The sequence below is a fragment of the Clostridium sp. C8 genome, from assembly GCF_001010885.1.
GTDB lineage: Bacteria > Bacillota > Clostridia > Clostridiales > Clostridiaceae > Clostridium > Clostridium sartagoforme.
The window spans coordinates 1-12,497 of sequence record NZ_LBMX01000085.1 but is presented as its reverse complement, the minus strand read 5'-3'; the positions used below and the strand labels follow the sequence as shown (position 1 = coordinate 12,497).

Annotated in this window: 11 protein-coding genes; 10 read left to right on the top strand and 1 reads right to left on the bottom strand. The window is 29.0% G+C overall.

Annotation, left to right across the window (positions count from 1 at the left end):
- Positions 1-24 precede the first annotated feature (24 nt).
- The 9 genes from flhA to AAT22_RS13360 are packed head-to-tail and all read left to right on the top strand — an operon-like array spanning position 25 to position 7,740.
- The gene (gene flhA / locus AAT22_RS13395; protein WP_047001630.1) at positions 25-2,049 is read left to right on the top strand and encodes a flagellar biosynthesis protein FlhA; all 2,025 of its coding nucleotides are present in this window, start codon (positions 25-27) and stop codon (positions 2,047-2,049) included.
- Positions 2,049-3,197 (top strand): flagellar biosynthesis protein FlhF, encoded by a 1,149-nt coding sequence (gene flhF / locus AAT22_RS13390; RefSeq protein ID WP_047001594.1) that lies wholly within the window; start codon positions 2,049-2,051, stop codon positions 3,195-3,197. Before flhA ends, flhF begins: the two co-directional genes overlap by 1 nt.
- Positions 3,191-4,054 carry a MinD/ParA family protein gene (locus AAT22_RS13385; RefSeq protein WP_047001593.1) on the top strand — a complete coding sequence of 288 codons (864 nt, stop codon included), beginning with the start codon at positions 3,191-3,193 and terminating at the stop codon, positions 4,052-4,054. The genes flhF and AAT22_RS13385 overlap by 7 nt, the downstream gene beginning before the upstream one ends.
- A 14-nt stretch (positions 4,055-4,068) precedes the next feature.
- On the top strand, positions 4,069-4,710 hold the full coding sequence (locus AAT22_RS13380) for a flagellar brake domain-containing protein (RefSeq protein WP_047001592.1): 642 nt from the start codon (positions 4,069-4,071) through the stop codon (positions 4,708-4,710).
- 14 nt (positions 4,711-4,724) lie between these two features.
- Positions 4,725-5,450: a FliA/WhiG family RNA polymerase sigma factor gene (locus tag AAT22_RS13375; protein WP_016206571.1), complete on the top strand. Its 726-nt coding sequence runs from the start codon at positions 4,725-4,727 to the stop codon at positions 5,448-5,450.
- Positions 5,451-5,484: 34 nt separating this feature from the next.
- The gene (locus AAT22_RS13370) at positions 5,485-5,973 is read left to right on the top strand and encodes a hypothetical protein (protein ID WP_047001591.1); all 489 of its coding nucleotides are present in this window, start codon (positions 5,485-5,487) and stop codon (positions 5,971-5,973) included.
- A 38-nt stretch (positions 5,974-6,011) separates the two neighbouring features.
- Positions 6,012-6,176 (top strand): hypothetical protein, encoded by a 165-nt coding sequence (locus AAT22_RS19165; protein ID WP_156174334.1) that lies wholly within the window; start codon positions 6,012-6,014, stop codon positions 6,174-6,176.
- Entirely contained in the window at positions 6,169-6,951 is a 783-nt protein-coding gene (locus AAT22_RS13365; RefSeq protein WP_047001590.1) for a flagellar hook-basal body complex protein, read from the top strand. The genes AAT22_RS19165 and AAT22_RS13365 overlap by 8 nt, the downstream gene beginning before the upstream one ends.
- A 15-nt stretch (positions 6,952-6,966) precedes the next feature.
- A complete protein-coding gene (locus tag AAT22_RS13360; RefSeq protein ID WP_047001589.1) occupies positions 6,967-7,740 on the top strand; it encodes a flagellar hook-basal body complex protein in 774 nt (257 codons plus the stop codon).
- 173 nt (positions 7,741-7,913) lie between these two features.
- On the opposite strand, the gene AAT22_RS13355 is transcribed toward AAT22_RS13360, so the two are convergent.
- Positions 7,914-9,554, bottom strand: a complete 1,641-nt coding sequence (locus AAT22_RS13355; RefSeq protein ID WP_047001588.1) for a putative manganese-dependent inorganic diphosphatase — start codon at positions 9,552-9,554, stop codon at positions 7,914-7,916.
- Between the two features lie 358 nt (positions 9,555-9,912).
- On the opposite strand from AAT22_RS13355, the gene AAT22_RS13350 reads away from it, so the two are divergent.
- Positions 9,913-12,462 (top strand): calcium-translocating P-type ATPase, PMCA-type, encoded by a 2,550-nt coding sequence (locus AAT22_RS13350; protein ID WP_016206565.1) that lies wholly within the window; start codon positions 9,913-9,915, stop codon positions 12,460-12,462.
- The last annotated feature ends 35 nt before the right edge of the window (positions 12,463-12,497 follow it).

The following is a 12,497-nucleotide window of genomic DNA, read 5'->3' as shown; positions in this document are numbered from 1 at the left end:
GAAAAATTTAGTTTAAATAAAAATATGGATGTATTAGTAGCCTTTGGTGTACTTGGTATTGTACTTATGATAATAATACCTCTTCCACCGTTGTTATTAGACATTTTATTAGCATTTAATATAACACTGTCAGCAGTAGTTATAATGATTACTATGTTTACCACAAATGTACTTCAATTATCAGTATTTCCAACGTTATTACTTGTAACAACTCTTTTTAGATTAGGTCTTAATATATCATCAACAAGACTTATATTAAGCGAAGGAGATGCAGGAAGTATAATAGAAGCCTTTGGTGAATTTGTTATAGGTGGGAATTATATTGTTGGTATAATAATATTCTTAATTATAATAATTATACAATTTGTAGTAATAACTAACGGAGCAGGAAGAGTTTCAGAAGTATCAGCAAGATTTACATTAGATGCAATGCCAGGTAAACAAATGAGTATAGATGCAGACTTAAATGCAGGAACTATAGATGAGGCAACTGCAAGAAAAAGAAGAGCAGATTTACAAGCAGAAGCAGATTTTTATGGATCAATGGATGGGGCATCTAAGTTTGTAAAAGGAGATGCTATAGCAGGTATAATAATAACTATAATAAATATTGTTGCAGGTATTGTTATAGGTGTAATGAGTGGCATGGATATTGCAAAGGCAGCACAATTATATACAAGGCTTACAGTAGGAGATGGTTTAGTTAGTCAAATTCCAGCTTTACTAATATCTACTGCATCAGGTATATTAGTAACAAGATCAGGAAGCTCAGATAACTTTGGTAAAACTTTTAGTAAGCAACTTACTGCATTCCCTGTTGCATTAGCAATAGTTTCAGCAGTAATGTTTTTCTTAGCTTTAATTCCAGCAATGCCAAAACTTCCATTTTTATTAGCAGCAGTGACAAGTGGGGTTGCAGCATATCTTTTATTTAAAGAAGATCAAAAGAATCAAGAAGCAGAACTTGCAAAAGTTGAGGAAGAATATACAGAAATGGAAAGAAAAGAACCAGAAAATGTTATGACTTTAATTTCTGTTGAGCCAATGGAAGTAGAAATAGGTTATGGGTTAATTCCTTTGGCAGATGAATCAACAGGTGGAGATTTACTGCAAAGAATTGCATCTGTTAGAAGACAATGTGCAATAGAAATGGGAGTTGTAGTTCAACCTATAAGAATAAGAGACAATCTTCAACTAAAAACTAATGAATATGTAATAAAAATAAGAGGAACAGTTATAGCTTCAGCAGAGCTTATGGCAAATATGCTTCTTTGTATGGATCCATCTGGAGATAACTCTCAAATAGCTGGAATAAGAACTATAGAGCCTACATTTAATTTACCAGCAGTATGGATAAATAAAGATCAAAGAGAAGAAGCTGAAATAAAAGGATTAACTGTGGTAGATCCAACTACTGTTATGGTTACTCATTTAACAGAAACTATAAAAGCACACTCTTATGAATTACTTGGAAGACAAGAAGTTCAGTTAATAGTAGATAATACTAAAGAGAAATATAGTACTGTGGTAGAAGAACTTATACCTGATCTTATGACTATAGGAGAACTTCAAAAAGTATTACAAAACTTATTAAGAGAAAAAGTTCCAATAAAAGATATGGTAACAATTATGGAATCTTTAGCAGATAATTCTAGGCTTACTAAAGATTTAGAACTATTAACAGAATATGTTAGATTTGCACTAGCGAGAACAATTTGTAATACAGTAATAGATGAAAATAGAAGTATAACAGTTGTTACATTATCTCCTCAAATAGAAGAAATAATAGCAGCTAATACTCAAAAATCTATGCAGGGATCTTTCCCAGCGGTTGATCCAGATACAACTACTAAGATACTTAATTCTATAAGAGATGAAGTAGATAGAGTTTATTTCTATAACAATCAACCAGTTATACTAGTATCGCCAAACATAAGACCAGTATTTAGGAAACTTATAGAAATGGTATTTCCACATATAATGGTTATATCACTAAATGAAATTCCAAATGATGTTGAAATAAGAACAGAAGGAGTTGTCTCATTATAATGGTAATAAAAAAATACTTAGTAAAAAATATGAATGAAGCTCTTACTAGAATAAGATACGAACTAGGTAAAGATGCTATTATAATAAGTCAAAGAAAAATAAGAGAGTCAGGAATTAAAGGATATTTTAAACCTAAGTTAATTGAAGTTACTGCAGCACTTGAAAATAATAAAATAGATAAAAAAAACAAATTTGCTAGAGAAAAAGAAGAGGATATGGATTTTAGAAATTCTCTAGATAGTATAAAAAAAATTATTTCAGAAAAAGATAAGAAAATAATTAAAGAAGAAGTTGAAGAAGATAAAAATAACTTAAATAATAATGAGAATATAAAAAATGAAGTCAAAGAAATTAAGGAGTTATTAAATAAAGTTATAAAAAATACAAATAAAGAAGAAGAAAAGGATTTAATATCAGAGTATCTAAGAGATATGGATATTGATGAAAAACTTTTAATTGATTTATTGACGAAAAATTATGATAATATAGATGAGTTTAAAAAAGATTTCATGAATTTATTAGAAAAAGAAATTGATATCAGCACTAACAACTTAAGAGGAAAAGTGGTTTTGGTGGGTCCAACAGGAGTAGGAAAAACCACTACTATAGCTAAACTTGCGGGAAGATTAGCCTTAATAGAAAAAAAGAAAGTTGGGTTAATTACTATAGATACCTATAGAATAGGAGCTGTTGAGCAACTAAAGACTTATGCTGAAATTATGAATATACCATTTAAAGTAGTTATAACCTTAAAAGAGATGGAAGGTGCTGTTAAGGAACTGGAAGCTTGTGATGTAATTTTAGTAGATACAACAGGAAGAAGCAGTAAAAATACAATGCAAATATCAGAACTTAGAGCATTTATTCAAAAGGTTAATGCTGATCATATAATGCTTGTGATGAGTGGAACCACAAAAAATAGAGATATTCAAACAATTTTAGAGGGGTATAATGAACTTGCTTATGAAGAATTAATTATAACTAAATTAGATGAAACCAGTACTTATGGTTGTGTGTACAACATAGTAAAAAGGTCAAATAAACCTATAGCTTATATAACCACAGGGCAAGATGTTCCAGATGATATAAAAGTACCTTCAAAGAATGAAATAGAAAAACTTATTCTAGGGGAGGAAACTATATGTTAGACCAAGCAGAAAGTTTAAGAAGGTTAGCAAGAGGTGAAATACAAGAAAGCTTTAAAAGAGATGCTAGAATAATAACTATAACATCAGGTAAAGGTGGCGTTGGAAAAAGTAATTTTGTAGTTAATTTGGCAATTACATTAGTTAAAAAAGGCAAGAGAGTATTAATATTTGATGCAGATATAGGAATGGGAAATGATGATGTTTTAATGGGAATATACCCTAGGCATAGTGTTTTAGATTTAATTAATGGTAAATTAGCTATAGAAGATATAATTGTTGATGGACCAGAAGGGGTAAAATTATTACCAGGCGGAAGCGGATTAAATAATATAGAGGATTTACAACAAAATCAAAGAGATATTTTCTTGAAAAAAATAGAAATGTTAGAAGGATTTGATTATATATTCATAGATACAGGTGCGGGAATAAGCAGAAGTGTATTAGCCTTTATAGCTTGTAGTGATGAATTAATATTAGTAACGACTCCAGAACCTACTTCATTAACGGATGGATATAGCCTATTAAAAGCAGTAAATCATTTTAAAATAAAAAACAAAGCTAATATAGTTATTAATAAAGCATTAGACAAAAAAGAAGGAAGTCAAACCTTCATAAAATTTAAGGCTGCTGTAAATAAATTTTTAACACTAGAAGTTGATTATTTAGGAAGTATTTATGAAGATAGAAAACTTGTTATGGCAGTAAGGGAACAAATACCCTTTGTAATTAGTTATCCTAATTGTGATGCTGCTAAATCTATAATTGAGATAGCAGATAAAATTATAGGGAAGAAAAAAGAAGCCATAGGTGTTGGTGCTCAAGGGTTATTTAGAAAATTATTTAATATTTTTTCTTAGGGGGATTATAGGTAATGACAAAATTAGAACTTGGTATAAATCGTAAAATTGATGTTTTATGGGGAGAAGATATTTATAAATCAACGATTCAAGATATAAAGGATGAAGAAATTTTAATAACAGTTCCAGTATCTAATGGAGTTTATTTAACTTTAGAAGACGGAGAAAAATTAGAACAAATATTCTATGATAATAAAGGAAATGTTTTTGGTTATAAGAGTGAGGTTTTAGGGAGAATTACAGAAAATAATATTCCATTTTATAGGATTGGAAAGCCTTTTGAGATAACTAGAATACAAAGAAGAAATTATGTAAGAGTTAATATACTACAAGTGATTAACTATATAAAAGAAGAAGAACTTGAAAAAGAAATAAAAGAAGAAGAAAAATATGAACATGCACTTTTACTGGACTTAAGTGGTGGTGGCATGAGAATTAAAATAAAGGAAGAGTTATCATATAATGATATTATAGTTGCAAACTTAATTCATGATAATGAAAAGATAACTGTAAGGGGAAAAATCGTAAGGATAGAAAAAACAGAAGATAAGAAGTATGTATGTGGAATAGATTTTGATGATATGGACAATGTAACAAGAGAGAAAATAATAAGAACAGTATTTAGGATAATGAGAAAACAACGAGAACTTATCTAGAGGAGGTTAACAATATGGAATGTCAAAGCCCTATAATTCATAAAGAACAAATTGTAGAAAAATATATACCACTAGTTAAATATTTAGCTTCTAGAGTTATGATTGGTAAAACCAAATATATAGAATATGAGGATTTAGTAAGCTATGGAATTGTTGGGCTTTTAGATGCAATTAATAGGTACGATTCAACAAAAGGTATGAAGTTTTCATCTTATGCTACTTTAAGAATAAAAGGGTCAATGATTGATGAAATAAGAAAAAATAGACCTATTTCTAAAGGTGCTATGGATAAGTTGGCTAGATATAATGAATGCGTAGAAAAACTCCAAAATATATACATGAGAGAACCAAATCTAAAAGAAATTGCAAATGAACTAAAAATATCAGAGGAAGAAGTTTCTCAAATTGAAAATTATATAAATTATATGTCAGTGATGTCTTTGGAGTCTATAATATATTCAGATGATGATGATGTTACTATTATGGAGACATTAGAAGATAAAAACTCTGTTTCACCAGAAGAATCTTTAGAAGATAAAGAAAAATTAGAAGTTCTTGCAAAAGCAATAGAAGATTTGAAGGAAAAGGATAAGCTTATATTAAAGTTATATTATTATGAAAAGTTAACTTTAAAAGAAATAGGACAAATTTTAGAAGTATCAGAATCTAGAGTTTGTCAGTTACATAGTAGAGCCATAAGGAATTTAAGGGGTGTAATGCAAAAGATAAATTACATATAAATTATACTTAGATAAATAAGAAAGGGAGGATTATATGCTTCCTGTATTAATAATGTTAATAGGAATTATACTTATAATTTTAAATGTTAAAGCTATAAAAAAAGAAGATAAATCCTTTGAAAATATACTAAATAGAGAAGAAATGAATAATAATAGGGATTATGATGTAGAAATTATTTCAATAAGAAAAGATTTAGCTGAAACTGTTTTAGATTTACAAAAGGAAATTAAAGAATTAAAAAAATCATTGAATCATATAAAGAATAAGAAAGAAGTAGACGATAATAAATATAATATAGATAATTATAAAAAAGAAGATTCAGAAAACATATTAAAAGAAGATATAATAGAAAATGATATAATATCAGAAATAAATTTCATTAATAAAGAAAAACTTCAAAATGATAAAATGGAAAGTGTGAAGTCGTTTTTAGAAAATGGATTAAGAGATGATGAAATATGTGAGAAACTATCCATAGGTAAGGGGGAAGTACTATTAATAAAAAGTTTATTAAGAAAATAAGTATAGTAATTGATTTTTTAACTGACAGAAAAATACTTATGGGAATAGGCATTGGAATGGTATTGACTTCAATATTTATGTTTGGATATAGTTATAATAAAGAACTTTCTAATGATAAAATAGAAGAAAAGGCTAGAGGCCTTGGAATGCACTATGAGGATGAATGTAAAGTATTATTTAAAGGAGTTGAGGATAATGATTAGGAGTTTATATACTGCTGTATCAGGATTAATATCATTAGAGAATAAGCAATCTAATATAACAAATAATATAACAAATGCAAATACAACTGGATTTAAAGGTGATAACTTATCAATAAAAAGCTTTGATGAAGTTATGATTCAAAATAGAGATAAAGTAGTTAATGGTAAAAATATAACTCAAAAGCTGGGATCAATAAGTTTAGGTGCTAAAATAGATAGTGTAGATACAACATTTACGCAAGGACTTATAAAAAGCACAGATAAAAAAACAGATTTTGCTATAGAGGGAAGAGGATTTTTTGCTATACAAAAGCAAACTAATGCAGGTAATGAAGTAGTATATACAAGAGATGGAAGCTTTAAAGTTGGAAATGATGGATATCTTATGAATACTGATGGGGATAGGGTTCTAGGAATGAATAAAAGCACAGGAACTCTTGAACCAATCTTTGTAGGTGGAGATGACTTTATATTAGATAGAAATAACAACTTGTACATAGGAGATAGAGCAACACATACTTTAGCAACAGCAGATTTTCAAGATTATAACACATTGGAAAAAATAGGGAATAATTATTATAGAGGAGAAAATCCTATATATAATGCACAAGTTTCAGTTACTCAAGGCTCATTAGAAGGTTCAAATGTAAGTGTTTCAAATGAGATGGTAAATATGATTACTACAATGAGAAGTTTTGAAACTAATCAAAAAATAGTTCAAACTATTGATGAAACATTAGGAAAGGCTGCAAATGAAATAGGCGCAGTTAAATAGTAGGAGGATGAATTTATGCTAAGAACATTATGGACTGCAAGAAGTGGAATGAATGCAAATCAAGATAAGTTAGATGCAATTTCTAATAATTTAGCGAACTCAACTACTATGGGATATAAGAAAATAGAGGTTGGGTTTAAAGACTTATTAACAGAATCTTTAGATAGGATGGGAACTCCAATTAATGATAAAGATGCCGTAATTGGAACAGGTACAAGAACTTCAGAATGGTATAGAGACAACTCTCAAGGTATGTTACAAGAAACTTTAAGAGGTACAGACTTATCAATTGATGGCTCAGGTTATTTTAAAATAATTTCATCAGATGGAGGAGAAGCCTATACAAGAGATGGTGCTTTTGCAATTGATGCTAATGGTAAAATTGTAGATAATAGAGGAAATAAATTAGAACTTAATTATTTAAATGGGTATTCTGAGAATAATGTGGTATTTAATAAAGATAATTTTCTTGTAGATAAAAAAGGACAAGTTTATATTAAAGATAGAGGTAACTTTATACAAGTTGCAGAAATTCCATTATATACAGCAGTAGGAGATAGAGCATTTTTATCAATTGGAGAGAACTTATTTACTCCAGCCCAAGGAGTAGAGGTGCAAAGAACTACTAACTTTGACATATACCAAGGATCATTAGAAGGATCAAATGTAGATATTGCAACTGAATTCTCAGAAATGATATTAACTCAAAGGGCTTTTGAACTTAGTTCAAGAGGAATTACAACTGCAGATGAAATGTGGGGAATGGTTAATAATATGAGATCTAGATAAGAGTGGGAAGAATGAAAAGTGAAAGAGTTGAGGAAATAATTCAGCATAGCTGAATTATAAAATAAAGGCTGAGAAAATACTAAAATCTCAGCCTTTTTAATTTATTATTTTGAAATTCCATTGGAATTTTATAAATAACTGTTCATTTTTTCACTATAATTTAGTTTACTAAATTATTTAGCAGTTACTGCAGCTGTAATTGGTGGTACCACTTGTTTCTTTCTTGAAAGCACTTTATCTAAGAACGCCGTATTATCTTTTAATGTAATATTGAAAGCTTTCTCAATTATTTCTGGTCTATCACCAGCAACTAATATTTGAGATCCTTCATTAAGAATATCTGTAAGCAATAAAAGTACAGTATCTAGTTTTGCTTCTTTTGCTTTAGTATTCATATAAGTCAACATTTCTTCTTTAAGTGGCATAAATCCTTCAATATCCATAGTATTTACTTGTGCTATACCAACCCTTGTATCTTCCATAGTAAATGGCTTGAAATCTTGATTAAAGATTTGTTCTACTGTTTTTCCTTTTAATGAAGTTCCAGCTTTAAACATCTCTTTAGCAAATTTTTCAACATCTATTCCAGCTATTTCAGCTAATCTTAGACAAATATTTTTATCTTGTGGTGTACAAGTTGGGCTTCTAAATAGTAATGTATCAGAAATTATAGCTCCACATAGAAGTCCAGCAGCTTGCTTTGAAGGGCGTATTCCATTTTCAAAGAAGCATTTACCTACTATAGTAGAAGTACTTCCAATAGGCTCACTTCTAAAATATAAAGGTCCACTAGTTTGAATATCAGCAACTCTGTGATGATCTATTATTTCCAATATTTCAGCATCTTCAAGTCCATCAACTGATTGACTTCTTTCATTATGGTCAACTTGGATGATTTTCTTTTTATAATTAGAAATTAAATGATATCTTGATACAGCTCCAATTACTTTGCCATTTTCTGCAATAACCGGATAACTTCTATATCTAGTTTCTATCATAACTTTTTTTACATCTTCAACTAAATCATTAGTTGAGAATGTAACTAACTTATCTTTAATCATAACATAACCGACAGGAATACTTTGAACTATAAGTCGTGATGTAGTAAATGAATCATGTGGAGTAGTTATAACACTTATATTAGCCTTTTTAGCTTTTTCTGTTATTTTGCTACTTGGAGTATGTGATCCAGTAATTATCATAAGAGATATATTAAGATCAAGTAAGGCGTTTTGAACTTCTTCTCTATCTCCAACTATAGCTATATCCCCAGCTTCTATGTAATCTTTCATACTTTCAGGCTTCATTGCAGTTACTGCTATTTTACCAGGAAAAGTTTTTCTTTTAGAATCTACATAAATTTCCTTTGCAGATAGTGTATCTATAATATTTTCGATTGAAGTATTACTTTTTGCTAGAATTCTATTATCCCAAATATCCATATAACATGAAGTTAAGTTTGAGATAGCTAAAACTCCCAATAAATGATCATTTTCGTCAGCTACTGGTAAAGTTTTAATGTTTTTATTTCTCATTATATTCCAAGCTGTTTTTAAAGATATATCAGGAGATACAGGAGTTATTCTATCAAACTCTAAATCTTCTACCTTTAATTTCACAGTCTTTAGCAATTGAGGAGCTTCAACTCCAAAATAATCAAGAATATATTGAGTTTCTTGATTTACATTTCCAAGTCTTACAGGTACTGCAGGTATATTGCCTGTCTTATTTTTAAATTCAGCATACGAAAAAGCTGCACATATCGAATCAGAATCTGGATTCTTATGTCCTGTTACGTAAATTATGTCTTTCAAATTAAGACCCTCCTTAGTTAAATTTTATATATACATATTCTATATTTATATTGTTAATTTGTAAAGCTATCTATATAAAGTATATGTAGAAATATGTTGAATTACTCTTATTTACATGTACATGTTTTAATTAATAAATGCAGCATATACATCATACTTCTCTAAATGAGCTTTCTTAATAAAATCAGTTATTCATACATTCAATTTCATTAAGTGTTCAATTCATCTACATTATCAATGTGTTACGGAGTTAATGGATTTATTTAAATAGAAAATTAACATATCAATTATTAAAAAAAATCATATCTTAGAATTTACTAAATATAATATATAGAAACTATTTTAAGGAGGACAACCGGTGATACAAGAAAGAGAAATATCAAGGGGTCTATCTACAAAGGAAGCAGAAAAAAGACAAAGTACTTATGGATTAAATGAGTTATCCCACAAAAAGAAATCATCACCTATATTAATATTTTTAGCTCAATTTAATGACTTTATTGTTTGGGTATTAATAGCTGCAACTGTAATTTCAGGCTTAATGGGAGATACTGCAGATGCAATAACAATACTTATAATAGTGGTTGTAAATGCAATAATGGGGTTTGTACAAGAATATAGAACTGAAAAATCCTTAGAAGCATTAAAGGAATTAGCAGCACCAACTTGTAAGGTTATTAGAGATGGCGTTTTGAAAGTAATAAACTCAATAGAAGTTACTATAGGGGATCTAATAATATTAGAAGCAGGAGATAGAATACCAGCAGATGGCACGTTTATAGAAAGCTCAGGGATAATGATTGATGAGTCACTTTTAACTGGAGAATCAGTAGGAGTTTCTAAGGATTCAAAAAAAGGAAAAAACCAAGGATTTATGGGTACTACAGTATTGAAAGGTAGAGGTATTTTACTTATTGATAGTATTGGAATGAATACGGAAATGGGGAAAATAGCAAATCTTTTAGATAACATTGAAGAAGATAAATCTCCATTAAGAGAGAGACTAGATTCACTAGGTAAGATACTAGTAGCATTATGTTTAACAATATGTGCAGTTGTAACAGTACTAGGAATATTAAGAGGTAATGAAATTACAGAAATGTTCTTATTAGGGGTTTCATTAGCAGTTGCAGCAATACCAGAAGGTTTAGCAGCTATAGTAACAGTAGCGTTAGCATTAGGTGTTTCAAGAATGTTAAAGAAAAATGCTTTAGTAAGAAAATTACCAGCAGTAGAAACTTTAGGGTGTACATCAGTAATATGTTCAGATAAGACGGGTACATTAACACAAAATAAAATGACTGTAAAAGAAATTTATATTAATGGAAAAATACATGATTTAGATAAAGATCAATTAACCAATCATTCAACAATTATGAAGGCTTTAGTTTATTGTAATGATTGTAATTATGATTTTAATATTAAGAACATAGATAAGGCTTTACATGGAGATCCAACTGAAACTGCATTGATAAAAGCATTTTTTAAAGATGTTAACTTATTAAAATCCTTTGTATCCAATGCAAAAAGAATATATGATATTCCTTTTGATTCTTCTAGAAAAATGATGAGTGTTATAGTTAGAGAAGGAACAAAAGAAGTTTGTTATATGAAAGGTGCTCCAGAAAGAGTTATAGATAAGTGTAGTCATATACTTGAAAATGGAACTATAAAGCCTTTAACTACTCAAAAGAAAAAGCAGGTTGCATCATATATAGAAGCAATGTCTAATAGAGCTTTAAGGTGTATAGCAGCAGCTTATAAGGAAAGCAATTTAGTAAAGAGTGAATCTTTAGAAAATAATTTAATCTTTTTAGGAGTTGCAGGAAGTATTGATCCTCCAAGAGTTGAAGTTAGAGACGCAGTATTAAAATGTAAACTTGCAGGAATTCAACCTGTAATGATAACTGGGGATCATAAAAATACAGCACTTGCAATAGCTAAATCAATTAATATTTGTAATACAGATGATCAAGCTATGACAGGAGAAGAAATTGAAACAATTAGCGATGAAGATCTTATGAAGAAAGTTAAAAACGTCAGAGTATTTGCAAGAGTATCCCCACATCATAAGCTTAGAATAGTTAAAGCTTTTAAAAAACAAAATAATATAGTTGCAATGACTGGAGATGGAGTTAATGATGCTCCAGCAATAAAGGAAGCAGATATAGGAATTGCAATGGGAATATCAGGAACAGATGTAACTAAGGAAGCAGCTTCCATGGTATTAATGGATGATAATTTTGCAACAATTGTATCAGCAGTAGAAGAAGGTAGAGTTATATATGATAATATAAGAAAATTTATAAGATATTTATTATCTTGTAATTTAGGGGAAGTATTAACTATGTTTCTAGCATCATTATTTTATTTACCTAATCCACTTACACCAATACAAATATTATTTGTAAACTTAGCAACTGATGGATTACCGGCAATTGCTCTTGGAGTAGATCCAGCAGATAAAGATATAATGATGCAACAACCAAGAGAAAAGGGAGAAGGTATTTTTGCAAGAGGACTATGGTCAAAGATTGTTGTAAGAGGATGTTTAATTGGAATTTGTACTTTACTTTCATTTATGACTGGTAGATTATATGGTATGGATTTAGCTACATGTAGAACTCTTGCTTTAACAACACTAGTTATGTCTCAGTTATTACATGTTTTCGAGTGTAGATCAGAAAGACATTCTATTTTCGAAATTAAAGTATTTACTAATCCATATTTAGTTTTAGCAGTACTAGTTTCTATGATTATGGTATGTTCAATACTATATATCCCATTTTTATCAGGAGTATTTAATACTGTTCCATTAAGGCTTTTTCAATGGGGAATAGTTTTATTCTATTCAGGGATAATTTTTATGATAAATAGTTTATATCTATTTATAAAATCTAAAAAATAGTAAATATATAATAGATATAAAATAAAAATATAGGA